This window comes from Nocardioides agri, assembly GCF_013778305.1.
Classification (GTDB): domain Bacteria; phylum Actinomycetota; class Actinomycetes; order Propionibacteriales; family Nocardioidaceae; genus Nocardioides; species Nocardioides agri.
Genome location: NZ_JACEIC010000002.1, coordinates 3,413,295 through 3,435,970, shown reverse-complemented (window position 1 = coordinate 3,435,970; position 22,676 = coordinate 3,413,295). Strand labels below are relative to the sequence as shown.

Genomic DNA, 22,676 nt, shown 5'->3' with positions numbered 1-22,676 from the left:
CACCAGAGCCGCGGCCGTCGCACCTCATCCGAAAGGGCGGTTCACTCCCGGCAGCGGCGGTGCGACCCTCGCACCATGACCACCCAGCAGCGCTCCACCACCGTCGCTCCGGGCGGCTCGGCTGCTGTCCTCGCCGACCTCGCCCACGCTCAACAGCGCATCGCCCAGCTCACGGAGGCCCTCGACACTCGCGGTGTCATCGGTCGCGCTCAAGGCATCATCATGGAGCGGTACGAAGTCGATGAGGGTCAGGCTCTCGAGGTGCTGAAGCGTGTCTCCAGCCAGTCCGACATCCCTCTCCGCGACATCGCGGCCCACCTGGTCGAGACCCGCCGCCTCCCGAAGTAGCTCCCGCTGCCCAACAGCTCGCCAGAGTCCCGACTCAGGCGCACCCGAGGGCGTACTCGCACGGCGCCAGGAGTTCGGATCCGCTGACCGTGAAGCCGGTCGCAGCGGTGACGCCGTAGACCTCGACGAGCTCGCCGTACGCGGGCAGCCTGGCACCCGGGGCGAACGTGACGACCGCATCGATCAGGGTCGCCCCGCAGTAGTGATCGGGGAGGCAGGACGAGAACTCGGTGAGGGTGACGATCTGACCGTCGACGTGCCCGACGTAGGCCGAGGCGGCCAGGAGGGTGCCGGCGGGCCGAGACCCGTCGACCAGGAAGGTGATCGACGGCACCCTGCAGTACGCCAGGCCGGACCAGGTCACCGAGGAGCTGCACGTCGCGACGGGTGGAGTCGGAGACGTGGCAGGAGTGGGGGCCTGGGTGACTGTCGGCGTCGGGCCCGCAGTCGGCATCGGCGTCTCGGTGGCGGTCGGCGTGGGCGTGGCGGTCGGGGTCGCGCTGGCGGTGGGGCGTTCGGGTCGGCTTCGCCTTCGCGAGGACGGCGGCCGATTCCGCGGTCGCGCCGAGGCCGCCGTAGGCGACGGCTTCTGCCGAGGCCACGACGCAGGTGAGGGTGAGGAGCGTGGCGAGGGTGGCGAGGGTCGCGCGGCCTGGGCGCGGGCGGTGATTGCGGTTCACGGCGTTCTCCTGGGTGAGGGCTGATCACCCCAGACTCCTGGTAAGACGTCGCGACCACATCCGGCATTCGTCGTACGGCGTCGGCCGCGGTCCGCAGCAGCGCCTGACGGTCCAGATGGACGTTGCCTCCGCCACTCGGCACCAGCGCACCGTGTCGCTCGGCCGCCGCGTGCAGGTGTCCCGGATCATCGCCAAGGTCGGGGTCGCCAACCGCACCGAGGCGTCGGCGTACGCGGCTCCGTGACGATCATTGCTCAGAATGCTTCAGGCAACGCACGCATGCGACGTACTGCTCACCGTCCGGCGTGTGATGCGGTGCCCATTGGTGCATGCCGAGCAGACACCGCACCGACTGTGCTCGGCCGGCCCGATCCCACCGGGGCGCTGTCGATGAGTCGCGGGCTCGGCGTCCTGGCCACCCTCCCATGCCTCCCAGCATCCGCCGGGCTGCAGGCCGATGGCAAGACCGTCTCCCGTCCGATGCCATCGACGCCGGGGCACCACCCTGAGGCGCAGTGGTGTCGGCCGCCCGGATGGGGCGGCCGACGGGCTGTGTGGTTGGTGAAGGTCAGGACTCGTCGCTGAAGGTGCCTCCAAAGATGTCGGAGTTGCCGAACGTGGGCGGGCACTGGTTGTTGGGGCCCGGTCGCAGTGCCGTGGAGTGGGTGGCGGGCAGCTCGGTGGCCGCCTCCTGGTCCTCCTTCTCGTCGCCGACCATCGGTTCAGTGGTGCCGGCGAGGACGTCGTCGACGAACGCCTGACGGTAGGCGTTCATGGCGGGGCACACCGCGCCGTTGCGCATGTCGTTCCAGACCGCGGATCCGTAGCTCCGGGTGGCCACGGCGTAGTTGTAGTCGCCGAGGAACTCCGAGGTCAGGCCGTTGGCACTGGAGGCGCGGCCGTCGCCGATGGTCCCGCGCAGGGCCGTGGTGAAGGTGCCCACCGACCCGGACCCGGCGTTGATGTCGGCGTGTCGCACCACTCCGAGCATCCGGCGCGGCGAGGTGGTGTCGTTGCGCCAGGGGTCGAGCCAGGCGTTGTAGACCAGCCAGGCGTCCGTGCCGTCGGGCGAGATCGCCACGGCGGGGAAGTTGGCCCGGTCGGTTCCCTCGCTCACCACCTGTTGGCCCACGTAGTTCTGACCACCATCGGTGGAGTGCACGAGGAACGCACGCTCCCTGTTGGTTCCCTGGCGGTCATCGGACCAGGTGAGCAGGATCTCGTCGGTAGCGTCGGTGCCGGTGGGGGCGCCGTTGGCGATGTCGAACGAGGGGAAGTTGCTCGTCCGAGCGCCGGCGATGCCGTCGATCGTGAACCGTCCCTGCGCCGGGTCGAACTGGCCGATGCCACCGAGGCCGGTCACCACGACGCGAGGCCGCTCGAAGGTGCGGCCACCGTTGAAGGAACGGGCCTGGAAGAAGACGCCGTCGCGGGTCCGGATGTCCGTGCCGACCCAGGCCACGTAGACGACGCCGTCGCTGTCGGTCCGCACGGCGCAGCCCTGCCGGCCGCCGGTCTGGTTGTTGTTGGTGGCAGCCGAGAGCTGTCGGTGGGTCCAGCTGTCGCCACCGTCGGTGGACCGGGCGAAGAGCACCGGTTCGGGTGCCCCGGATCCGCGGCCACGGAAGCCCACGTTGCAGACGTAGACGTTGCCGAAGTACGGGCTGCTGGAGGCGTTGTCGGCCCAGATCTGCTCCTTGTCGCTGAACAGGGCCGAGTTCTGCTTCGTCACCACGACCGGGTCCATCCACGCGTCGTTGTCACCCGCGATGGCGCCCGCGAGGTCGTCGGTGCGCGAGACCGCGATCGCGGCGTCGCCGCCGAAGCCGGGGTCGCCCGGGAACGGCGTGGCGATGTTGGCGTAGTACAGCCGCTGCCCGTTGGCCCAGGAGAAGTCACCGGCGGCGTTCGGTACCGGCCCGAAGACGAGCTCGGGGTCGCCGTTGGAGACCATTCCGTTGGTGTCGTAGTTCGGCAGTGTCCCGATCGGACCGCTCGGGTCGGGCACGCAGCCGGTGTCGGTGGCCGGTGGCTGGCCGGGGGCGACGTCGGGTTGGCCGAGGCAGCTGGGAGTGACCCGCGCCGAGTATCCCGTGTACGTCGGCTGGGTCCAGGTGCGGCCGGAGTCGGTGGAGAACTGGACGCCGGACACGCCCACGCCCGGGGTGAACGGGCAGGTCCGGTCATCGCCGGCGTTGCACGCCTCGAGGTCGATGTTGTCGTTGGCTCCGGCCGCCAGAACCGCGGGGTTGACCGGGTTCACTGCCAGACCGGGCTCGTTCTGCTTGTTCTGGGAGAAGACCTGGTCGTTGCTGCCGACGGTGACCTCCGTCGATCCGCCGGGCGTGATCGGCGCCGCCTGTGCGAGCGCCGGAACGAGTACCGCTGCGAGGGTCGCGACGATGGCCGCGGCCGTCCTGTTGTTCATGCGCATGACGCTCCTTCGGGTAGATGGATCGTTCTGCGCGGCGCGCCCTCCTGCTGGTGAGCAGGATCGGGTGGTCGCAACAGTCGAGTCTCGACCTGTTCCGACGGGCCGACAAGAGGCTTCGGCGGTTCCGGCCCCCTGGGGAGGTCAGGACGGCGACCCCGACCAGGTGCTCGCCACCACCCTCGGCCCGCAGCAGAGGGTTGAAGGTCCAGGCGCGGGGTACCTCCAGGACGCGTCCGGGCGAACTCCGGACAGTGACCAAGCACAGGGGGAACGCATGGAGATCATCGGCGTCATCGTCGCGGGCATCATCATCGGCCTGCTCGGCAAGCTCATCGCACCCGGCGACAAGGACAACATCCCGATCTGGCTCACCATCGTGTGCGGCATCGTCGGCGTCCTCGTCGGCTGGTTCATCTACAGCGCCTTCGGCGGCAACGGCAGCGCCGGCATCGACTGGACCCGCTGGATCGTGTCCATCGCTTGCGCTGCGGTCCTCGTCATGATCGCCTCCACCCTCACCGGGCGGAACACGAGCAAGCTCAGCCATCACTGAGGACGTCGCGCACGCCAGTTGATCGACCACACTGAGGGTCCGGTCCCGGGAAGGGACCGGACCCTCAGCGGGCCAGAGGCGGAGCTGGAGAGTGACTGCACCTCGCCCGTCACCGCTCGCGTAGCCGCCGGGTCGCCTTGGCTGCCTTCGCGCGGAGCCGCTCGTCGGGATCGCTGCGGCGCGCGGCCTCCTCCACCATGGCCGTCAGGGCGCTCAGGGCGGCGTCGGCGACGTCTCGGGGCCGGACCCGGTCGGGGTCGACCCAGGTGGCGTCCGGGTCCGGCGGGACCGGGAGCAGGTCGTCGAGGTCACCGATCACCTCGACACCGGATGCGCGGATCCACGAGCGCCACGACTCGGCGATCTCCTCCGCCCAGTCGAACCAGTCGTGCGGCAGGGTCAGCCGCGGGTGGACCGCTCCGGTGGCCAGGACCTGGTGCACCATCACCTCACGGACCACGCGGCGGTAGTCGGTGCCCTCGACGCCGGCCCTACGGAGCCGGCCGTTCAACTTGCGCAGCATCGCGCTCTCGGCGACGCCGAGGGAGGGGTTGCGCCGCGCGTCGTCGCGAGGAGCCCAGTCCGCTTCGGCGTTCACCGCACGGCAGAATCGACTCCACAGCTCTCCGTCACGTGCCCCCGGTCGAGGGACCGTGACGACGTGCACCCGGTCCGGCGTGAGCGAGCGCCCCCACCGCTCGAGGACCTCGGGCAAGCCCTGCACCTCCCAGAACTCGCGGCCGATCCGCCCCTGTGAGCGGGGGTCGCGAATCCCGAGAAGGAACCGGCGGTACGACACCGTGCGGCGGTGCTTGAGCAGCTCCTGCCACGCGGCGGGGACCTGCCGGGCGATGTCGCGGGCGGTGAACACGACATGGACCTCGGCCGGCGCCAGGTCGGTGACCGCGCGGTCCACCTGCTGGGCCGTGGCACAGGCCAGGACCTCCTGACTGATCACCGCCGAGCTCCTGGCCCGCCGGGTTCGTCGGACCAACGCGTCCCACTCGCCCCGGAATCCGTCGACCTGACCGTCCCAGGGCCTGTCGATCAGGTCCAGGGCCGCGCGGAACATGTCGCCGTGCAACCCCACTGGATAGGCGACGTCGTGCTCGGCCAGGCGCGACTTGTTCGACGCCAACCGGTCCTGGATGTAGGTGGTCCCGGTCTTCGGGGCGCCCACGTGCACGTAGACAACCGCGGCCATCTTCGGATTGTGCCGAAACCGACGTCGCGCCGCCACCGTCGCGGGAGGTGCGTCGCAAGCTGCTGGCGCCCGCATGTCGCGGGCCGCAGCGTCACCAGCGACCGGGCCCGAGAGTTCATCGACCTGGGGCATTCGCGATCCGCCGGGAGGGAGTAGCGTCCGCGCAGAGGCCGCCATGCGCACGTCACCCCCTGCAGGCAACGCAGAGCCTTCCCGATCCAGGGAAGGCCCCGGTCGACTCCGCTTCGGACCCCGCCGCCGCCCGCATCCGACCAGCGCCCTCCGCGCTGTCGCGACGGCCTTGATCCTGGCCACCGCGCTGTCCGGCATCGAGACAGCGCATGCCTCCCCGGCCCCGGCGAGCACTCCGATCCCCACCCGGACGACCGCACCGGCCGGGGACCCACCGCCCACCCCGCCCCTCGCCCTGGAGCGCGCGCGCTCCGACCGGACCCGGATCACCCTGACCGCCCCCGCGACGGCGACAACGAACGTCGAGTACGTCGTCCGCGGCCGGCTGCGCCACGCCGGCGCCCGCAAGAACACAACCGTCCTCCTGCAGACCCGGTCGAACGGCCGATGGGTGACGATCAGGAGCAAACGGCATCGGGCAAGCGGCCCGTACTCGTTCTCGGTGTCCTCCCCCAGCGCCGGCACCGCCTACCTGCGCTCCGTCGCACGACGCGCCGGCCGCGTCATCGCCACGTCAGGCAGCCGCACGATCGCGGTCCAGGCTGCCCCACCTCCCACGCCACCCACGCCGCCCACGCCGCCCCCGCCGCCCCCGCTGACCGAGCCGACCGTGCTCCCCGACCTCACCGGCGTCTACCCGCCATCGCCGCCGAACGTCCCGCTCGGTTCCGGGGTCACGAACCTCCTCTCCTGGCAAGCGGGCGAGATGCTGTGCAGCCGCGGCGCGACCACCCTGCGCGTGACGTATCCGTCGCTGCAGCCCACCGGCTTCCACGGCTACTACGACTACTACGTCGACGTCGTGTTCCGCTGGGACGGCACCAACTGGCAGGCCGTCAGCGTGAGCCCTTGGGCCTACCAGGCACGCGGCTTCGTCAACAGCTGGTACTACCTCGCCAACGGCCAGCACGTGAGCCAGAACGTCTACCAGGTCTCAGCCGAGTACCGGTATGCCGTCGCGCAGTACCTCTACGACGGGCAGTACGGCGGCTACTGGCAACCGCTCTTCGCCACCTACCTCACGGTCGGCGGAGGACTCAACGCCTTCATCTGCCGTCCAGGCTGACGAGCCTCGGCCCCGACGACGGGGGCGACGTCGGGGCCGAGGGGTCTGCGGGATCAGCGACTAGCGCACGGCGTACGCGTCGATGATCGTCTGCTCCACGCTGCGGCCCAGCCGGTCCTCCGCCTCGGCCCGCAGGCTGGCCGTGGCGGCGGCGCGGTTGCTGACCGTCACCGAGCACGCGTCCTTCTCGCACCGTGAGAGCGGCAGCCGCTCCCACGTCGTGCCGTGGCCCCACGAGACCTCGACGCGACGGTGCTCGATCCGGCTGGCCGCGGGGCCCTGCGGCGTCGGGAAGGCGACCTCGAACCGGTAGTGGCCCCGGGGCGCGCTGTTGGTGGCGGAGAGATCCATCCGGTAGTCCACCCCGATCATCGGCAGCACCGTGCGGGAGCTGGTCGGCTGTTCGGAGCGGAACGACCACCGCGTCTCGACATCGGTCGACAGCTGCCAGAAGGGGTTCTCGCGCTGGACGCGGGTCTCGACGACGACGTCGTGGTCCCCGTCCGCGATCTTCTCGTTGAGGAAGAGCGACCAGTCGGTGGCCCAGATCTCCTGACCGTCGACCAGGATCCGGCCGGTGTACTCGGGGAAGTACACGTCAGAGTGCGCGTAGTGGCCGGCCGCGTCAGTGAAGGCGCCCTGGGTGAGGAACAGCCATCCGTCCTCCCGCATCGACGGCGGGTACCCGCGACCCTTCTCCTCCAGCCCGGCGAGCGCCGTCGCCGCAACGCTGGCTTCGACGCCGAGGCCGGTGGCCACCTCGTCCGCCGACTCCGACGGCCCCGCGACCAGGCGCTGGTAGGCGCGCTCCTCGTCCTCGCTGAGCCCCAGCGCCTCGAGCATGCGTCCACCTCGTCCCGGGCTCGCCGCCAGGACGACTCTAGTGAGGTCCGGGCGACCGTCGGATCGGAGCGTGAACTCGCTGGTGGGTGCTCACACCGCCCAGAGGGCGGCGACGTGGCGTGCGTCTGTGCCGCAGCAGCCACCGATGATGGTCAGGTTGGGAAGGCGCTCGCGCAGGGCGTCGTAGGACCTGGCGAGCAGGCCGAGATCGCCCGTGTCGAGCTTCTCGGCGTCGTCGAGCTCGGCGTGGCTGAGCGTGGACGCGTTCGGGTTGACCTGCACGATGCGGTGTTGCCACGCGCCCCCGTCGAGCGCCGGTGCGATGTGGGTCGGGTGGGCGCAGTTGACCACGAACCCGTCCGGTGGCTCCTGGGCCTCGACGAGGGCCACGGCGTCGCGCAGCGGTGTTCCGTCAGGTAGCCGGCCATCGGTCTCGACGGTGAAGCCCACCAACACCGGGATGCCGGCCCACCGAGCGGCACGCGAGATTCCCAAGCCCTCGTGGGCGCTGGTGATCGTGTACGCCGCGACCACGTCGGCGCCGGCTGCGGCGAACGCCTCCACCTGGAGGCGGTGGTAGTCGGCCGCCTCGTCGGGGTCGACCTCGTTGCCCGCGACGTACCCGTCGCCGCGCGGTCCGATCGCCCCGATGATCCTCACGTCGAGGAGGTCGCCGTACGAGTCGCGTACACCGTGCAGGAACTCGATGGCGGCACGGTTCGCCTCGTCCAGCGCAGCGTGGTCGTACCCCAGCCGGGCACCCCAATCAGGATTGGCGCGCCAGGTCGGCGACTCCAGGGTCAGACCTCCGCCGGCCCGGCGTGCGACCGCAGCGTAGTCGTCGTAGTAGTCGCGCAGCAGGGCCCGGCCCCGATCGCTCTCGAGCAGCGGGAACGAGGCGAACTCCTCGAGCTCAACGCCACGGTTGAAGATCAGGTCAGTCTCCAGACCGCCGTCGCTGACGTAGCGGCCCGTGTCGAGCCAGGACGCGTGGTGGGTGGTGGCCATGGTACTTCTCCTCGATAACAGACTGACTGGTCTGTTTGTAACAGACCGCTTGGTCTGGTAGCAAGGGGTCATGCCGAAGGACGGGACCATCAACCGCGAACGGATCCTCGACGCGGCTCAGCATCTGGTGATCGAGAACGGCTTCGCTGCCACCTCGGTGGACCAGGTGCTCAGGGCCGCGGGAACCTCGAAGGGCGCGTTCTTTCACCACTTCGACTCGAAGCTGGACCTCGCGCGTGCCCTCACGGAGCGTTACGTCACCGCCGACATCGGCCAGCTGCATGCTGCCCTGGACGCCACCGCCCAGATCAGCGATCCCGCGCAACGAGTTGTGGAGTTCATCCGGCACTTCGAGGACTCGGCCGACGACATCATGTCCGCGCAGAGCAACTGCCTCTACGTCGCGGTGCTCGCCGAGCAGCAGCTGGTCTCCAACGGCACCGCCGACCTGATCCGCCACGCCATCGACGTCTGGCGCGCGGCGATCACCGAGCTCCTCTCGGCAGCCGCCACGTCGCGTGCTCTCGACCTGGGAGACGCCGAGGACCTCGCCGACCACGTGTTCGTGACGTTCGAAGGAGCGTTCCTGCTGTGCCGCTCCACCGGATCACCCGAGCACATGCGAGCCCAGCTGCGGGTCCTGCGCCGCTTGCTCACCGCCGCGCTCAGCGCCGGCGTCCCGGCATAGAGGACCGCGGCCGGTTCGTGTCCCGCGGCCGGATTGCGTCGGGGTCGTGGCACGACGACGTGCCGGCCTCGCCGGTGACCGCGGCGTGGAGGCGGTCACTAGCATCGCGACATGACCGACGACACCCCCCGGCTTCCCGACCACACCGTGTCACTCAACGACGGTGGCCGGGTCCCGCTCCTCGGCTTCGGCACCTGGCAGATCAAGGGCCCCGACGCGGTGCGGGCGACGGCGACCGCGCTCGAGACCGGATACCGCCACCTCGACACCGCAACGGTCTACGGCAACGAGCGCGAGGTCGGCCGCGCGCTGGCCGAGAGCGGGGTGCGCCGCGACGACGTCTTCGTCACCACCAAGTGCCCGCCCAACCGAGCCGGCCGAGAGCTCGACACCCTGCGAGAGAGCCTCGAGCTGCTGCAGACCGACCACGTGGACCTGTGGCTCATCCACTGGCCCGGAGATGGTTCGGCCAACACGGACATGTGGCATGCCTTCGTCGAGGCCCGTGAGGCCGGTCTTGCACGAGCGATCGGGGTGAGCAACTTCGACATGTCCCTCATCGACGACATCACGAAGGCGACAGGAGCGGCGCCCGCGGTCAACCAGATCGAATGGAGCCCGCTGCTCTTCAACGCCGAGACGCTGGCCGACCACCGTGCTTGCAACATCGCGCTCGAGGGCTACAGCGCCCTTCGGGGAGGCACCCTCGAGCACCCTGCAATCCTGCGGATCGCTGAGCGGATCGGGCGTTCGCCGGCCCAGGTGATCATCCGCTGGCACCTGCAGCACAACGTGATCGTGATCCCGAAGTCGGTCCACGCCGACCGCATCCGCTCGAATGCGGACGTCGCCGGGTTCAGCCTGACCGACGAGGACATGGCGACCCTCGACGCCCTCGGCAGCCGCTGACCGCGTTCCACTGCCCAGAGTCGCCGCGGCATCCGACACCCGATGCCCCTGGCCGCGTCATACCGCCGCACCTGCCCGTCCCTGGTGCCGTGGGCGCGTTGCGGCATACTGACGGCGGATCGGGAACCGCGATCGAACTACACCGGCGTCGTACCGATGTCTTTTCCGACTGTATTTCCGATCCTCCGCCTCCGTAGCTCAGCTGGATAGAGCAAGAGCCTTCTAATCTCTAGGTCGCAGGTTCGAGTCCTGCCGGGGGCGCCCGAACGGGAGTTGTCTCGTCAGCGGTGGGGGTTCTGCACGATCGAGCGCAGCCGGTCCGGCTCGAACCCGTGGCGGGTGCCCCACAGCACCGCCTGCGAGCGGCGGGCGACGCCGATCTTGCGGTACGCCGTGCGGATGTAGGTCTTCACCGAGTTGATCGACAGGTAGGTCCGCTCGGCGATCTCCTGGTTGCTGAGGCCCTGGGTGATCAGCGCGAGCACCTCGGCCTCCCGCGCGCTGAGGCCGAGCTCGCGACCCGGCCAGGTGCCGGCCTCGCCCGGCCCGGAGGTCCCGGAGTGGGGCGGGGTGACGTGCTCGCCACGGTGCACGGCCTCGATGCCGGCCACGATCTCCGCGGCCGGCAGACCCTTGGGGAGATAGCCGGCAGCGCCACGCTCCATGGCGCGATGGACGAGCTCGCCCTGGAGGTTCCAGCTGAAAATCACGACCTTCGCGTCGCTGCCGCGGACCAGGTCGTCGAGGTCGACGCCGTCGCCCTGCACGGCGGCGAACGTGTCGTAGAGGATCACGTCGACGTCACTGACGACGGGCAGGCCCGAGTCGAGCTCGACGATCGTCAGCCGGTCGGCGTACGGCGCGAGGACAGAGGCGACACCCGCCACGACAATCTCGTAGTCGTTGACGATGGCCACCCGGATCGGCGTACCCATGCCTGTCAGCCTGCCTCAGTGAGGCCGAGATCAAACAGTGACCGAGTCGACACGCGCGCCAATGCCGGGATTGCGGACCGGTTCGGGATACAAAAGACGTGGCCCCGCTTGGTATGAGCTCGCGGGGCCATTACTTCTCCGCAGCGTAGGCGTCGATCTCCCCGAGGATCCGCCGCTGCACGTCGGCCGGCGCGAACGACGCCCGGATGCCTGCTCGTGCGAGGTCCGCGACGCCGTCGCGGTCCAGGTCGAGCAGCTCGGCGGCGATCCCGTACTCACGGTTCAGCGTCGTGTTGAACATCGGCGGGTCGTCGGAGTTGATCGTGACCGTGACGCCGGCGTCGCGGAAGGTGCGGATCGGGTGCTCGTCGAGCGACGCGACCGCGCGGGTGGCGATGTTGGACGACGGGCAGACCTCCAGCGGTACGCCGGTCTCCGCGAGGTGCGCGAGCAGCGCCGGGTCCTGCGCGGCGGAGGTGCCGTGGCCGATCCGCTCGGCGCCGAGCACGCGCAGGGCGTCCCAGATCGTCTCCGGGCCGGTCGTCTCGCCCGCGTGCGGGATGCTGTGCAGTCCGGCCGCCCGGGCGGCGTCGAAGTGCCGCTGGAACTGCGGTCGCGGCACGCCGACCTCGGGGCCGCCGAGGCCGAAGCCCACCAGCGCATCGGTGCGGTGGTCGAGCGCGTACTCGAGCGTCGCGTCGGCCGACGGGACGCCCGCCTCGCCCGGGATGTCGTAGATCCAGCGCAGCACCAGGCCGAAGTCGCGCTCGACGCCGACCCGGGCGTCCTCGATCGCCTCGGTGTAGGCCTCGATCGGCATGCCGAGCTCGTCGCTGTCCGGCCGGACCGAGGTGTACGGCGTGCACGTGAGCTCGGCGTACCGCAGCGACTGGCCGGTCGCCATCTCCCGGCCGATCTCGTAGGTCAGGTAGCGGATGTCCTCGGGCGTGCGGATCAGCCCGACCACGGCCAGGTAGACGTCGATGAAGTGCGCGAAGTCGCGGAACTCGAAGAACTTCCGCAGGGCCTCGGGGTCGCTCGGGACCGTGCCCGGGTGCCGCTCGGCCAGCTCGGAGACGATCCGCGGCGACGCCGACCCGACGTGGTGGACGTGGAGCTCGGCCTTGGGCAGCCCGGTGATGAAGTCAGCGAGGGTCACGGACCGGAGTCTGTCACTGGAGCTGCTTGATCAGGTTCTCCGCGAGATCGTCCATGGTGCGGCCCTGCTGGAAGACCTCGCCGTCGAGCAGCACGGTCGGGGTGCTGTTGACGCCGGCGTCGGCGGCGGCCTGGGTCGCCGCGGCCACCCAGTCGGCGCCCTCCTCGGCCTCGATCGGCGCGCGTACGTCGGCCTCGTCGGCGCCCGCCTCGACGGCGAGGTCGACCAGGTCGGCGTTCGACGGGAACGGGCCGGACTCGGACGGCTGGTTCTCGAACAGCAGGCGGTGGAACTCCTTCGCGACGTCCGCGCCGGACTTGTCGAGCACGATCGAGAACGCCCCGGCGGACCGCTCGGAGTAGTCGCCGACCGCGCTCAGCAGGTTGAACGGCCGGTACTCGACCTTCACCTTCCCCTCCGCGGCGAGGGCGTCGAGGTCCTCGCTCGTCGCCCGCTCGAGCTCACCGCAGAAGGGGCACAGGAAGTCCTCGTAGATGATCACCTCGTGCGGCGCGTCCGAGGGCCCGATCGTGAGGCCGAACTCGCTGCCGGCAGCCGGTGCCGCGACGTCCTCGGAGGTGTCGAGGGTGCGGGTGAGCAGCCAGCCGGCAAGCACGATCAGCACGATGACCACGACGACGCCGCCGACCATGAGGTTGCGCCGCCTGCGCTCCTCGCGCTGCTGCGCCTCCAGCGCGGCCGCGGCCCGGGCGGCGCGGTCGTTGGGGCGGTTCTTCTTCGACATCACGGGCCTCCGGTCACGGCGGTAGGGCGGAACAGGACGTTGTCCGCCGCCACCCTGCTCCGCGGCGCCCAGGCGAGGAAGAGCGAGGCGGCGAGCAGCGCGGCGTCCCGGGCGATCTCCCAGGGGTACTGCGACGCGGCGTCGGGGTTCGCTCCCCCGCCGCCGAAGCAGCCGCAGTCGATGTTGATGCCGCGGACCCAGACCGAGACGATCCCGGCGATGAACACGACGAAGAGCGCAGCGGAGGCGACCGCGGCGGCACGGGTGAGGAGCCCGAGGACGAGCATCAGCCCGATCACGACCTCGACCACCGGCAGCAGCTGCCCCACCGGCGACACCAGGTCGGACGGGAGGATCTGGTAGGCCCGGACGGCGGCCACGCTCTGCGCCGGCTCGAGCACCTTCAGCGCGCCCGCGACGATCCAGACGCCGCCGACGACGAGCCGGAGCACCAGGGCCACCCATTCCCTCACGATCCAGACCCTAGGGGGCATGGCTGAACGGCGGCTAAGAGGCGAAGGTCCCCTCGGCGTAGGGTGACGCCTCATGAACGACCGACTCGTGTGGATCGACTGCGAGATGACCGGGCTCGACCTCGGCGCCGACGCGCTGGTCGAGGTGGCTGCCCTGGTCACCGACTTCGACCTCAACGTGCTCGGCGACGGCGTGGACCTGGTGATCAAGCCTCCGGCCGAGGCCCTCGACCAGATGGGCGACTTCGTGCGCGAGATGCACGAGAAGTCTGGCCTGCTGACCGAGCTCGACCACGGCATCACGCTCCAGGAGGCCGAGGAGCAGGTGCTCGCCTACGTCAAGCAGCACTGCCCCGACGGCAGCCGCCCGCCGCTGGCCGGCAACACCGTCGCCACCGACCGCGCCTTCATCGCGCGGGACATGCCCGCGCTCGAGACCTTCCTGCACTACCGGATCGTCGACGTCTCCTCGATCAAGGAGCTCTCCCGGCGCTGGTTCCCCCGCGCCTACTTCCAGGCGCCGGCCAAGCGCGGCAACCACCGGGCGCTCGCCGACATCCAGGAGAGCATCGAGGAGCTGCGCTACTACCGCGAGGCCGTCTTCGTCCCCTCCCCCGGTCCGGACTCCGACGCCGCCCGTGCCATCGCCCAGAAGCACGGGGCGTCGCTGACCGGGCTGGCAGACGGCGTCAGCCCGGAGACCGAGCCCGATTCCACGATCGGCGGCTGATTCCCCTACACTTTCCGTCGGCCCCTTGGGGTCATGGTGGGTATAGCTCAGCTGGTAGAGCGCTGCGTTGTGGTCGCAGATGTCGCGGGTTCAAGTCCCGTTACTCACCCCAACCGAAAGGCCCCCGCCGTGGCGGGGGCCTTTCGCCGTTGACGGGACCGTCACCGCAGCTCGTTGAGCACGGCCGGCAGCGCAGGTGGCAGCTCACGCGCCAGGTAGCCCAGCGGGCCCATCTCCCCGGCCAGCCGCTCGCCGGCGCGGGCGTGCAGGTAGGCACCCCAGACGGCCGCCCGGGCCGGCTCCTCGCCGCGGGCCAGGAGCCCGGCGACGATGCCGGCCTGCACGTCGCCGGAGCCCGAGACGCCGAGCCCGACCCCGCCGCCCTGGACCACCCAGGACCGGCCGTCGGGCGCGACGACCAGCTTCTGCTCGGCCCCCGCGAGCACGACCGCACTGCGGGTGCGCGCGACCTCGAGGGCCGCGTCGAGGATCTCGTCCTCGCCGTCCACCTCGTCCTGCCCGGTGAGCTTCGCCAGCTCGACCGGGTTCGCGGTCACCACGACACGACCGTCGAGGTGCTGCACGCCGTCGGGCTCCTCGGTGAGGTACGCCGTCCCGAGCGCGTCGACCACCAGCGGGCAGCTCACGCGGGGCAGGACCGCCGCGAGCAGCGCCACCGCGACGTCGACGTCGTCGAAGCCCGGGCCGACGAGCAGCGCGTCGGCGTCCTCCGCGGACGCGACCACGCGGTCGGCGGCGGTCGGGACGACTGCACCGGTCTCGTCCTCGGGGAGGTCGAGGACCCGCGCCTCCGGCACCGCGACCGCGAGGGTCGCGGCCGCCGACGCCGAGGTCGCGAGCTCCAGCTTGCCCGCGCCGGCTCGCAGCGCGGCCTCGCCGGCGAGCTGTGCCGCTCCGGGCGTCGTCCGGCTGCCGCCCAGGACGACGAGGTGGCCCCGCGACTCCTTCCCCGCGCCGGGGTCGGACAACGGCCACGCGCGCAGCAGCGCCGGGGTCACGACCTCGGGAGACGCCCCGGTCACGCGCTCTCCTCCTCGGTGACGTCCGCGTCGGTCGCCTCGACGGCACGGGTGTCGGCGAAGGTGTCGAGCTCGAACCGGTCGCCCGCGCGGACGAGCCGCGTCAGGGAGGCGTTGGGTATCTGCACCTCGCGGTCGATCTCGAGGAGCCGCTGCTCGTCGATGCCCTCGAGCACGTAGCGGAACGCCATGATCACGGCCTGGTGGGTGAAGAGCCAGACGCGCTCGCCGTCGTACCCGTGGCGCAGGTCGGTCAGCAGGCTGCGCACCCGGAGCACGACGTCGGCCCAGCTCTCGCCGCTCGGCGGCTGGTAGTAGAACTTGCCGAGCTTGGTGCGCCGCTCGGCCTCCTCCGGGTAGCGAGCCCGGATCCCACGACCGGTGAGCCCGTCGAAGACCCCCAGGTCGCGCTCGCGCAGGCGCTCGTCGAGCTGCAGGGGCAATCCCCCGTCACGGACCGCCACCCGCGCCGTGTCGGCCGCGCGCCGGTACGGCGAGCTCAGCACGACGCTCGGTCGCCACTCGTCCTCGGCCTCCGCCATCCACCGGCCGACCGCCGCAGCCTGCTCCTGCCCGGTCGGCGACAGCTCGACGTCCGCATCGCGCAGGTCGAGGTCCAGCCGTTCGGCCCCGGCCTGACGCGCGGCCTCGTCGGCGCGGTTGCCCATGCTCTCGCCGTGCCGCACGAGCGTGATGCTCGCGGGGCCGGACTCCCATCGCGGTTCCACGCGCGCTTCGTACCCACCCGAGGTGGTCGGGACACCGCTCGCCCGATTCGGGTGAAGGGACGGTGCGGGGCCGTCACTAACGTCGAGGACCGGACCGCGATCGGGAGGTTGGGTGCATGGGGCGCGGAGGATCTGCAACCGGTGTGCTCGCCGCCACCTGTCTCTCGACGCTGGTGGTCAACGCCAACACCTCGGCGGTGAGCATCCTGCTGCCCGCGATCAGCGAGGACACCGGCATGTCCGTCGACACGCTGCAGTGGGCGGTGACGGGCTACTCGCTCGTCGGCGCGGCCGTGATCATCACGTCCGGCTCGCTCGGCGACGTCTTCGGGCGCAAGCGGATCTTCCAGGTCGGCCTCGCGCTCTTCGTGGTCTCCTGCGTCCTGATCGCGCTCGCCGAGACCGGTGGGATGGTCATCGCCGGACGCCTGGTCCAGGGCGCCGCGGGGGCGACGATCCTCGCCTGCGGCCTCAGCCTGCTGACGGTCGCGACCTCGGGCGACCAGCAGCTGAAGTTCGTGTCCCTGTGGGGTGCCGCTGCCGCCGTCGGTGCCGCCGCCGGACCGTTGCTCGGTGGGCTGCTCGTCGACGTCACCGGCTGGCAGGGCCTCTTCTGGATCGACGCCGGGGTGGCGGTCGTCTGCATGGTCCTGACCTTCGTGGCGATCGCGGAGTCGCGCGACGAGGGCCGGCCACGCTCGATCGACTTCCTCGGCACCGTGCTCGTCGCGCTGACGCTGGCGCCCCTCATCTACGGGTTCACCAAGAGCGGCGACTGGGGCTGGCTCTCCGCGGCGACCCTGGGCTGCTTCGCGGCCTCGGTCGTCGCCGGCTTCCTCTTCGTCATGACCGAGAAGCGGGTCGCCGTGCCCCTGCTCGACCTGGCGCTGCTGCGCAACCGGATCCTGGTCGGCTCGACGCTGGCGATCCTGATCGGCGCCGGCACGATCAACGGCCTGATGTACCTGCTCAGCCTCTACTTCCAGAACCCGGCCGCACTCGGGTTCAGCCCGCTCGAGGCGGGCGTCGCCACGCTCCCGGCGACCGTCGGGCTGGTGGCGGTCGCCCCGTTCGTCCCGAAGCTGGCGAACAAGCTCGGCGGCCGGCAGGTCATCGGGGTCGGCTTCATCGCGATGGTGGTCGGGTTCGTCGTGATCGGCTTCACCGAGTCGTCGTGGGGCTACACCGCCTTCCTGCTGCCGATCCTCGCGATCGCCGTCGGCATGGGACTCTCCAACGGTCCGTCCTCCTCCGCGGCGACCTCCTGCGTCCCGCAGGAGCAGGTCGGCGGGGCGTCCGGGGTCTCCAACATGGCGCGGTACGTCGGCGCGGCGGTGGCCACCGCCCTGGCCGCGACGATCTACGGCAGCGTCCAGGCCAACCAGCTCGACGACGGCGCCAGCCCGGGCGACGCCCTGGCCGCCGGTCTCGCCGCGGCGTCGTGGGCGATGGCCGTGATCAGCGCGCTCGGCATCCTGCTCGCGCTGGTCGCGATCCGCCGGCACAAGGCCGCGCAGGGCACCGCGCAGGACGCCGCCGCCTCGGCCGCCGCCCACCTGCACACCATCCCCACCACCGCCTCCGGGAGCGGGTCATGAGCGCAGTCCCCTTCACCCGCGACGACTACGCCGCCCGCATGGCGCGGGTCGTGGCCGACGGTCACGCCGCGGGCGTCGACGGCGTGCTCGTCACGCCGGGGCCGGATCTGGTCTGGTTGACCGGCTACCAGCCGACAGCGATCACCGAGCGGCTGACGATGCTCTTCCTGACCACCGACCGCGAGCCGACGCTGCTGGTGCCGACGCTGGAGCGACCGGACGCCGAGCGCGCCGACGGGACCGCCGCCACGACCGTCGTCGACTGGCTCGACGGGGCCGACCCCTACGCCGCGGCGAGCGGGCTGCTGCGGCCCGACGGTCGCTACGCCATCTCCGACAGCGCCTGGGCGATGCACCTGCTCGGGCTCCAGACCGCGCTGCCGCGCACGGCGTACGACTCCGTGACGGCGCGGCTGCCGATGCTGCGCGCGGTCAAGGACGCCAACGAGCTGGCCCGGCTCGAGGCGGCCGGCGCGGCGGCGGACGCGACGTACGAGCAGATCCTCGACGTGCGGTTCTCCGGACGCACGGAGACCGACGTGGCCGCCGACCTGGCCGACCTGCTGCGCCAGCACGGGCACGAGCAGGTCGACTTCACCGTCGTGGGCTCCGGCCCGAACGGCGCCAACCCGCACCACGAGGCGGGCGACCGCACGATCGAGGTCGGCGACTGCGTGGTGCTGGACTTCGGCGGGCTCATGGACGGCTACGGCTCCGACACCAGCCGCACGGTGTGCGTCGGTGAGCCCACCGACCAGATCCGGGAGGTGCACGAGGTCGTGCGGCTGGCCCAGCAGGCCGGTGTCGACGCGGTCCGCCCCGGTGTCGCCTGCCAGGACGTGGACCGCGCGGCGCGCCAGGTGATCGCGGACGCCGGGTACGGCGAGCGGTTCATCCACCGCACCGGGCACGGCATCGGCGTCACGACCCACGAGCCGCCGTACATGATCGAGGGCGAGGAGCTGCCGCTCGTGCCCGGCATGTGCTTCTCGGTCGAGCCGGGCGTCTACCTGCCCGGCAGCTTCGGAGTGCGCATCGAGGACATCGTCACGGTGACCGAGGACGGCGGCCGCCGGCTGAACAACACCGACCGACACCTACGCGTGGTCGCGTGACCACGCGTGCAGAGGAGGCGTAGATGAGTGCTATGGACGTACCGGCCGGCCAGCCGGTGCCCGCCGCGGCCGCACGGGCCAAGGCGCCGGCGACCCATTGGATCTCCTGGATCGCGCTCGCGCTGATGACCACGAGCTCGGTCGCGAGCCTCCGGGCCGCGCCGACGATGGCCGTCTACGGTCTCGCGTGCGTCTTCCTGTACATCGTGCCGGCGATCGTCTTCCTGCTGCCGACGTCGCTGGTCTCCGCCGAGCTCGCGTCCGGCTGGAAGGGCGGCGTCTTCAACTGGGTCTCCGAGGGGATCTCGAAGCCCATGGGCTTCCTCGCCGTCTGGTGCCAGTTCGCGATGACGATCTTTTACTACCCCAGCCTGCTCGGCTTCGTGGCGAGCACGCTGGCCTACGTCATCAACCCGGCGCTCGCCTCGAGCGGCGTGTGGACGGCACTGGTGATCGTGGTCGTCTACTGGTCGGGCGTGTGGGTGTCCTCGCGTGGCACGGGCGGCGTCGCCGGCCTCGCCAGCGCCGGGCTGATCATCGGCACGCTGATCCCGGGAGCCGTCCTCGTGCTGCTCGGCATGGTGTTCCTCGGGCAGGGCAACGAGTCCGCCGCCCCGATGAACGCCAGCCACCTCCTACCCGCCTGGGCGGGGCTGTCGAGCCTCGTGCTGATCGTCAACAACTTCCTGTCCTACTCCGGCATGGAGATGAACGCCGTGCACGTCGGGTCGCTGAAGAACCCCGCCAAGGAGTTCCCGAGGGCGATGTTCCTGGCGATGGGGTTGGTGCTGCTGATCTTCATCCTCCCCGCGCTGGCGATCTCGTGGATCGTCCCGGCCGAGGAGCTCTCGCTCACCGCCGGCGTGATGCAGGCCTTCGACGCGGTGTTCGCGGAGTTCGGCACCCAGTGGCTCACCCCGATCTTCGGCATCATGCTCGTCGCCGCCTCGCTCGGCGGCATGCTGACCTGGCTCGCCGGCCCGTCCAAGGGCCTGCTGATGATCTCGCGGCAGGAGGGCTACCTCCCGCCGTTCCTCCAGAAGCTCAACAAGCACGGCGTGCAGCAGAACATCCTGGTCACCCAGGGCGTCGTCACCACCGTCATCGCCCTCGGCTACGCGTTGATCCCCGACGTCTCCAGCGCCTACTGGATCTTCTCGGTGATCACGACGCAGGTGTACCTCATCGTCTACCTCCTGATGTTCGTCGCGGCGGTGAAGCTGCGAAAGAACCAGCCGGACCACCCACGCGGCTACCGGGCGCCGGTGCTCGTCGTGCTCTGCGTGGTCGGCTTCGTGGCCTCGCTCGCCGCGCTGCTGATCGGCTTCATCCCGCCGTCGCAGTTCGGCGGCAGCGACCCGATCGTCTACGTGCTGATCGTCGGCGGCGGCGCTCTCGGCCTCGGCCTGCTGGTGCCGTTCCTCTTCTACCGGTTCCGCAAGCCCCACTGGAAGCAGCCCGAGACCGAGGAGATGGCGGCATGAGCGACGTCCGCGACTACGAGGTGCCGGACGAGAGGCGCACCTGGATCTACTGGACGGCAGCCGCGCTCCTCGTCCTGCTGATCGTCATCTCACTCTTCACCTTCGACGCCGCACGGTCGACGGTGCAGGCGCAGGACAAGGCCGGCCAGCTGATCGCGGCGCTCGAGAAGACCGGCGCCAGGACCCCGTCGGAGGACCAGGTGGTCCGGGTCCTCGGCTCGGACGGCGGCGCGATCTGCGAGGACCCGGGCGAGGCGCTGCGCCGCGCCACGCTGTACGGCATGCTCACCAACGGCGCGGCCGGGCCCGGCCAGCGCCCGGTCATCGCCGACAAGCGCGTCGTCGAGTTCCAGCTCCTGGTGGTGCAGATCTACTGCCCCGACGAGCTCGACGACTTCCGGGACGCGGTCGACGACCTCGACCTCGACGAGGGCGTGATCGACTGATGACCGATCTCGAGCAGCTCCGCGAGCGGGTCGCCGCCCTGATGCCGAGGGTCCGCACCGAGCTCACCGAGCTGGTCGCGATCCCGTCCGTCGCGGACCCCCGGCAGTTCCCGCCCGAGGAGTGCGCCCGCGCCGCCCAGTGGGTCGTGGACGCCTTCGCCGAGGTCGGCTTCGGCGACCTCGCCCAGCACGAGACCGCCGACGGCAGCATGGCCGTCGTCGGCTCGCGGCCCGGGCCCGACCCCGACGCCCCGACCGTGCTGCTCTACGCGCACTACGACGTCCAGCCGCCGCTGGACGACGACGCGTGGCGCACCCCGCCCTTCGAGCTCACCGAGGTCGACGGGCGCTGGTTCGGCCGCGGCGCGGCGGACTGCAAGGGCAACCTGCTGATGCTGCTCACCGCCCTCCGGGCGCTCGGCGACGACGTGCCGGTCAACCTCCGGCTCGTCGTGGAGGGCTCCGAGGAGCAGGGCACCGGAGGCCTCGAGGACTTCGTGCCCCGGCACCCCGACCTGCTGCGCGCCGACGCGATCCTGGTGTGCGACACCGGCAACGCCGCGGTCGGCCAGCCGGCGCTGACGGTCAGCCTGCGGGGCATGGTCAACGTCGTCGTCCACGTGGAGGCGCTGCCCGGCGAGCTGCACTCGGGCATGTTCGGTGGTCCGACCCCGGACGCCCTCGCCGCCCTGGTGGCGATCCTCGCGTCCCTGCGCGACGCGGACGGGAACACGACGGTCCGCGGCCTCGACCACAGCCAGACCTGGAGCGGTGCGCCGTACGACCCGGAGACGTTCCGCGCCGACGCCAGCATCGCCGAGGGCGAGGCGCTGCTGGGCTCGGGCACCGTCTCGGACATGCTGTGGGCGCGCCCGGCGCTCACGATCCTCGGCATCGACTGCCCGCCGGTGGTGGGCTCGTCGGCGGCGATCGTGCCGCGGGCCAGCGCGCGGATGAACCTGCGCATCCCGCCCGGCACCACCCCCGAGGAGGCGCAGGCGGCGCTGACCTCGCACCTGACGGGCGCGGCCCCGTGGGGCGTGTCGGTCTCCGTCGAGATCGAGGCCACCGGCTCGCCGTTCAGCGCCGACACCGGCGGGCCGGCGTACACCTCGATGCTCGCGGCGATGGCCGACGCCTACGGACGCGACCCGGTGCTGCTCGGCCAGGGCGGCTCGATCCCGCTCTGCAACGTCTTCGCCGGGACCTACCCCGGGGCGGAGATCATGCTGCTCGGGGTCGAGGAACCGCTCGCGCTGATCCACGCCCCCAACGAGAGCGTGGACCCCGGCGAGATCGAGCGGCTGGCCACCGCCGCCGCGCTCTTCCTCCAGCGGTACGCCGGCCGCTGACCTTCCGTCGGCACTGTTCTCTGACTATGGTCAGAGAATGGTCGCGACCGCCACGCTCCGCCGCTTCAACCGGACCTACACCCAGCGCATCGGCGTGCTGGAGGAGTCCTTCCTGGGCACCGGACGCCCGCTCGGCGTCTCCCGGCTGCTCTTCGAGATCGGTCCCTCCGGCTCGGGTGTGCGCGAGCTCCGCGAGCGGCTCGACCTCGACTCGGGCTACCTGACCCGGCTGCTGCGCCGGCTCGAGGACGACGGGCTGGTGCGCGTCGAGGCCGACCCGGCCGACCGCCGTCGGCGCGTCGCCGCGCTCACCCCGGCCGGGCGGACGGCGTGGCGCGAGCTCGACGACCGGTCCGAGGAGCTCGCCCAGCGGCTCGTCGCCCCGCTCACCGAGCGGCAGCGCGCCCGGCTCACCGAGGCGCTCGCCACCGCCGACCTCCTGGTGCGCGCGGCCACGGTCTCGCTGCGCGAGGTCGCGCCGGCCGACCCGGCGGCCGTCGATGCGGCCGGGCGCTACTTCGCCGAGCTCGACCGGCGGTTCCCGGCCGGCTTCGACCCCGGCGAGCCCGACCACGAGGGCACGTTCCTGCTCGCGACCAGCGACGGCGGGCCGGTGGCGTACGGCGGGGTCCGCGACCTGGGCGACGGGGGCGGCGAGATCAAGCGGATGTGGGTGCACGAGGAGTGGCGCGGCGCGGGCCTGCGCTCCCGGATGCTGCGCGAGCTCGAGGCCCTTGCCGTCCGGCTCGGCCACGACCGGGTCGTGCTCGACACCAACGGCACGCTCACCGAGGCGATCGCGATGTACGAGCGCGCCGGCTACTCCCCCGTCGAGCGCTACAACGACAACCCGTACGCCGAGGCCTGGTTCGAGAAGCGGCTGTCCGCCCCGCGCACCTGACCTGAGCGTCGCCATTCGGGCCGATCGGCGACCGTGCGGTCAGGT

The 22,676-nt window shown here is 71.3% G+C and carries 25 protein-coding genes and 2 tRNA genes; 16 read left to right on the top strand and 11 right to left on the bottom strand.

Translation table 11 applies throughout. The features are described from left to right. The first annotated feature begins 75 nt into the window (after positions 1-75). Positions 76-348 carry an ANTAR domain-containing protein gene (locus HZF07_RS21325; RefSeq protein WP_157344334.1) on the top strand — a complete coding sequence of 91 codons (273 nt, stop codon included), beginning with the start codon at positions 76-78 and terminating at the stop codon, positions 346-348. A 34-nt stretch (positions 349-382) separates the two neighbouring features. Here HZF07_RS21325 and HZF07_RS21320 read toward each other — a convergent pair whose 3' ends face one another. Next, positions 383-682 carry a hypothetical protein gene (locus HZF07_RS21320; protein WP_157344333.1) on the bottom strand — a complete coding sequence of 100 codons (300 nt, stop codon included), beginning with the start codon at positions 680-682 and terminating at the stop codon, positions 383-385. On the opposite strand from HZF07_RS21320, the gene HZF07_RS21315 reads away from it, so the two are divergent. Both HZF07_RS21315 and HZF07_RS24205 read left to right on the top strand, forming a co-directional pair. Continuing rightward, positions 669-1,052, top strand: a complete 384-nt coding sequence (locus HZF07_RS21315; protein ID WP_157344332.1) for a hypothetical protein — start codon at positions 669-671, stop codon at positions 1,050-1,052. The two genes, HZF07_RS21320 and HZF07_RS21315, sit on opposite strands and share 14 nt — an antisense overlap. 91 nt (positions 1,053-1,143) lie before the next feature. Then, positions 1,144-1,272 carry a hypothetical protein gene (locus HZF07_RS24205; RefSeq protein ID WP_258562655.1) on the top strand — a complete coding sequence of 43 codons (129 nt, stop codon included), beginning with the start codon at positions 1,144-1,146 and terminating at the stop codon, positions 1,270-1,272. Positions 1,273-1,596: 324 nt separating this feature from the next. On the opposite strand, the gene HZF07_RS21310 is transcribed toward HZF07_RS24205, so the two are convergent. Then, positions 1,597-3,456, bottom strand: coding sequence for a sialidase family protein (locus HZF07_RS21310; protein ID WP_157344331.1), 1,860 nt, complete (start codon positions 3,454-3,456; stop codon positions 1,597-1,599). On the opposite strand from HZF07_RS21310, the gene HZF07_RS24200 reads away from it, so the two are divergent. After that, entirely contained in the window at positions 3,431-4,015 is a 585-nt protein-coding gene (locus tag HZF07_RS24200) for a GlsB/YeaQ/YmgE family stress response membrane protein (protein ID WP_232523082.1), read from the top strand. The two genes, HZF07_RS21310 and HZF07_RS24200, sit on opposite strands and share 26 nt — an antisense overlap. A gap of 109 nt (positions 4,016-4,124) precedes the next feature. Here HZF07_RS24200 and HZF07_RS21300 read toward each other — a convergent pair whose 3' ends face one another. After that, positions 4,125-5,219, bottom strand: a complete 1,095-nt coding sequence (locus tag HZF07_RS21300; protein ID WP_157344330.1) for a hypothetical protein — start codon at positions 5,217-5,219, stop codon at positions 4,125-4,127. Positions 5,220-5,853: 634 nt separating this feature from the next. Between HZF07_RS21300 and HZF07_RS21295 the strand changes: the two genes are divergently transcribed. Continuing rightward, a complete protein-coding gene (locus HZF07_RS21295) occupies positions 5,854-6,477 on the top strand; it encodes a hypothetical protein (protein ID WP_157344329.1) in 624 nt (207 codons plus the stop codon). 60 nt (positions 6,478-6,537) lie between these two features. Here the strand turns inward: HZF07_RS21295 and HZF07_RS21290 are convergent, their stop codons facing one another. Together HZF07_RS21290 and HZF07_RS21285 are read right to left on the bottom strand one after the other, a co-directional pair. Beyond that, positions 6,538-7,320, bottom strand: a complete 783-nt coding sequence (locus HZF07_RS21290; RefSeq protein WP_157344328.1) for a helix-turn-helix domain-containing protein — start codon at positions 7,318-7,320, stop codon at positions 6,538-6,540. 90 nt (positions 7,321-7,410) lie between these two features. Beyond that, the gene (locus HZF07_RS21285; RefSeq protein WP_157344327.1) at positions 7,411-8,328 is read right to left on the bottom strand and encodes a homocysteine S-methyltransferase family protein; all 918 of its coding nucleotides are present in this window, start codon (positions 8,326-8,328) and stop codon (positions 7,411-7,413) included. 70 nt (positions 8,329-8,398) lie between these two features. On the opposite strand from HZF07_RS21285, the gene HZF07_RS21280 reads away from it, so the two are divergent. The 3 genes from HZF07_RS21280 (at position 8,399) to HZF07_RS21270 (ending at position 10,186) form a co-directional block, all read left to right on the top strand. After that, positions 8,399-9,016: a TetR/AcrR family transcriptional regulator gene (locus tag HZF07_RS21280; protein WP_157344326.1), complete on the top strand. Its 618-nt coding sequence runs from the start codon at positions 8,399-8,401 to the stop codon at positions 9,014-9,016. Between the two features lie 111 nt (positions 9,017-9,127). Beyond that, on the top strand, positions 9,128-9,925 hold the full coding sequence (locus HZF07_RS21275; RefSeq protein ID WP_157344325.1) for an aldo/keto reductase: 798 nt from the start codon (positions 9,128-9,130) through the stop codon (positions 9,923-9,925). Positions 9,926-10,112: 187 nt separating this feature from the next. Then, a tRNA-Arg gene (locus HZF07_RS21270) sits at positions 10,113-10,186 on the top strand. 20 nt (positions 10,187-10,206) lie between these two features. Here the strand turns inward: HZF07_RS21270 and HZF07_RS21265 are convergent. The 4 genes from HZF07_RS21265 to HZF07_RS21250 all read right to left on the bottom strand — a co-directional run bounded on the left by HZF07_RS21265 (position 10,207) and on the right by HZF07_RS21250 (position 13,237). Next, positions 10,207-10,860, bottom strand: coding sequence for a response regulator transcription factor (locus tag HZF07_RS21265; protein ID WP_157344323.1), 654 nt, complete (start codon positions 10,858-10,860; stop codon positions 10,207-10,209). A 130-nt stretch (positions 10,861-10,990) separates the two neighbouring features. Next, positions 10,991-12,019, bottom strand: a complete 1,029-nt coding sequence (locus tag HZF07_RS21260) for an adenosine deaminase (RefSeq protein WP_181645470.1) — start codon at positions 12,017-12,019, stop codon at positions 10,991-10,993. 13 nt (positions 12,020-12,032) lie between these two features. Continuing rightward, positions 12,033-12,764, bottom strand: coding sequence for a DsbA family protein (locus tag HZF07_RS21255; RefSeq protein ID WP_157344322.1), 732 nt, complete (start codon positions 12,762-12,764; stop codon positions 12,033-12,035). After that, entirely contained in the window at positions 12,764-13,237 is a 474-nt protein-coding gene (locus tag HZF07_RS21250; RefSeq protein WP_309504878.1) for a MauE/DoxX family redox-associated membrane protein, read from the bottom strand. The genes HZF07_RS21255 and HZF07_RS21250 overlap by 1 nt, the downstream gene beginning before the upstream one ends. A 73-nt stretch (positions 13,238-13,310) precedes the next feature. Between HZF07_RS21250 and orn the strand changes: the two genes are divergently transcribed. Both orn and HZF07_RS21240 read left to right on the top strand, forming a co-directional pair. Beyond that, positions 13,311-13,967 carry an oligoribonuclease gene (gene orn / locus HZF07_RS21245; protein WP_157344320.1) on the top strand — a complete coding sequence of 219 codons (657 nt, stop codon included), beginning with the start codon at positions 13,311-13,313 and terminating at the stop codon, positions 13,965-13,967. A gap of 36 nt (positions 13,968-14,003) precedes the next feature. Further along, positions 14,004-14,079, top strand: a tRNA-His gene (locus tag HZF07_RS21240). Positions 14,080-14,128: 49 nt separating this feature from the next. Here the strand turns inward: HZF07_RS21240 and HZF07_RS21235 are convergent. Beyond that, entirely contained in the window at positions 14,129-15,010 is an 882-nt protein-coding gene (locus HZF07_RS21235; protein ID WP_181645469.1) for an NAD(P)H-hydrate dehydratase, read from the bottom strand. Further along, positions 15,007-15,735, bottom strand: a complete 729-nt coding sequence (locus HZF07_RS21230; RefSeq protein WP_198346452.1) for a histidine phosphatase family protein — start codon at positions 15,733-15,735, stop codon at positions 15,007-15,009. The genes HZF07_RS21235 and HZF07_RS21230 overlap by 4 nt, the downstream gene beginning before the upstream one ends. Positions 15,736-15,851: 116 nt before the next feature. Between HZF07_RS21230 and HZF07_RS21225 the strand changes: the two genes are divergently transcribed. From HZF07_RS21225 to HZF07_RS21200, 6 genes are read left to right on the top strand one after another with little or no spacing between them, the layout of a single operon-like run. Beyond that, a complete protein-coding gene (locus HZF07_RS21225; RefSeq protein ID WP_157344319.1) occupies positions 15,852-17,333 on the top strand; it encodes an MFS transporter in 1,482 nt (493 codons plus the stop codon). Continuing rightward, complete coding sequence (locus HZF07_RS21220) at positions 17,330-18,448, top strand: aminopeptidase P family protein (protein ID WP_157344318.1); 1,119 nt, start codon at positions 17,330-17,332, stop codon at positions 18,446-18,448. The genes HZF07_RS21225 and HZF07_RS21220 overlap by 4 nt, the downstream gene beginning before the upstream one ends. Positions 18,449-18,471: 23 nt before the next feature. Continuing rightward, positions 18,472-19,932, top strand: coding sequence for an APC family permease (locus tag HZF07_RS21215; protein WP_157344317.1), 1,461 nt, complete (start codon positions 18,472-18,474; stop codon positions 19,930-19,932). Next, positions 19,929-20,378, top strand: a complete 450-nt coding sequence (locus HZF07_RS21210; RefSeq protein WP_157344316.1) for a hypothetical protein — start codon at positions 19,929-19,931, stop codon at positions 20,376-20,378. Before HZF07_RS21215 ends, HZF07_RS21210 begins: the two co-directional genes overlap by 4 nt. Next, positions 20,378-21,730, top strand: a complete 1,353-nt coding sequence (locus tag HZF07_RS21205; protein WP_157344315.1) for a dipeptidase — start codon at positions 20,378-20,380, stop codon at positions 21,728-21,730. Before HZF07_RS21210 ends, HZF07_RS21205 begins: the two co-directional genes overlap by 1 nt. Before the next feature lie 37 nt (positions 21,731-21,767). Beyond that, a complete protein-coding gene (locus HZF07_RS21200) occupies positions 21,768-22,631 on the top strand; it encodes a bifunctional helix-turn-helix transcriptional regulator/GNAT family N-acetyltransferase (protein ID WP_157344314.1) in 864 nt (287 codons plus the stop codon). The last annotated feature ends 45 nt before the right edge of the window (positions 22,632-22,676 follow it).

What these genes read in the sequence shown, in the direction of transcription:
- HZF07_RS21210 (WP_157344316.1), top strand. Translation starts at nt 19,929, where the DNA reads ATGAGCGACGTCCGCGACTACGAGGTGCCGGACGAGAGGCGCACCTGG.
- HZF07_RS21290 (WP_157344328.1), bottom strand. Translation starts at nt 7,320, where the DNA reads ATGCTCGAGGCGCTGGGGCTCAGCGAGGACGAGGAGCGCGCCTACCAG.
- HZF07_RS21280 (WP_157344326.1), top strand. Translation starts at nt 8,399, where the DNA reads ATGCCGAAGGACGGGACCATCAACCGCGAACGGATCCTCGACGCGGCT.
- HZF07_RS21255 (WP_157344322.1), bottom strand. Translation starts at nt 12,764, where the DNA reads ATGTCGAAGAAGAACCGCCCCAACGACCGCGCCGCCCGGGCCGCGGCC.
- HZF07_RS21205 (WP_157344315.1), top strand. Translation starts at nt 20,378, where the DNA reads ATGACCGATCTCGAGCAGCTCCGCGAGCGGGTCGCCGCCCTGATGCCG.
- HZF07_RS21200 (WP_157344314.1), top strand. Translation starts at nt 21,768, where the DNA reads ATGGTCGCGACCGCCACGCTCCGCCGCTTCAACCGGACCTACACCCAG.
- HZF07_RS21275 (WP_157344325.1), top strand. Translation starts at nt 9,128, where the DNA reads ATGACCGACGACACCCCCCGGCTTCCCGACCACACCGTGTCACTCAAC.
- HZF07_RS21265 (WP_157344323.1), bottom strand. Translation starts at nt 10,860, where the DNA reads ATGGGTACGCCGATCCGGGTGGCCATCGTCAACGACTACGAGATTGTC.
- HZF07_RS24205 (WP_258562655.1), top strand. Translation starts at nt 1,144, where the DNA reads ATGGACGTTGCCTCCGCCACTCGGCACCAGCGCACCGTGTCGCTCGGC.
- HZF07_RS21220 (WP_157344318.1), top strand. Translation starts at nt 17,330, where the DNA reads ATGAGCGCAGTCCCCTTCACCCGCGACGACTACGCCGCCCGCATGGCG.
- HZF07_RS21215 (WP_157344317.1), top strand. Translation starts at nt 18,472, where the DNA reads ATGAGTGCTATGGACGTACCGGCCGGCCAGCCGGTGCCCGCCGCGGCC.
- HZF07_RS21325 (WP_157344334.1), top strand. Translation starts at nt 76, where the DNA reads ATGACCACCCAGCAGCGCTCCACCACCGTCGCTCCGGGCGGCTCGGCT.
- HZF07_RS24200 (WP_232523082.1), top strand. Translation starts at nt 3,431, where the DNA reads ATGGCCGCGGCCGTCCTGTTGTTCATGCGCATGACGCTCCTTCGGGTA.
- HZF07_RS21285 (WP_157344327.1), bottom strand. Translation starts at nt 8,328, where the DNA reads ATGGCCACCACCCACCACGCGTCCTGGCTCGACACGGGCCGCTACGTC.
- HZF07_RS21310 (WP_157344331.1), bottom strand. Translation starts at nt 3,456, where the DNA reads ATGAACAACAGGACGGCCGCGGCCATCGTCGCGACCCTCGCAGCGGTA.
- HZF07_RS21300 (WP_157344330.1), bottom strand. Translation starts at nt 5,219, where the DNA reads ATGGCCGCGGTTGTCTACGTGCACGTGGGCGCCCCGAAGACCGGGACC.
- orn (WP_157344320.1), top strand. Translation starts at nt 13,311, where the DNA reads ATGAACGACCGACTCGTGTGGATCGACTGCGAGATGACCGGGCTCGAC.
- HZF07_RS21225 (WP_157344319.1), top strand. Translation starts at nt 15,852, where the DNA reads ATGGGGCGCGGAGGATCTGCAACCGGTGTGCTCGCCGCCACCTGTCTC.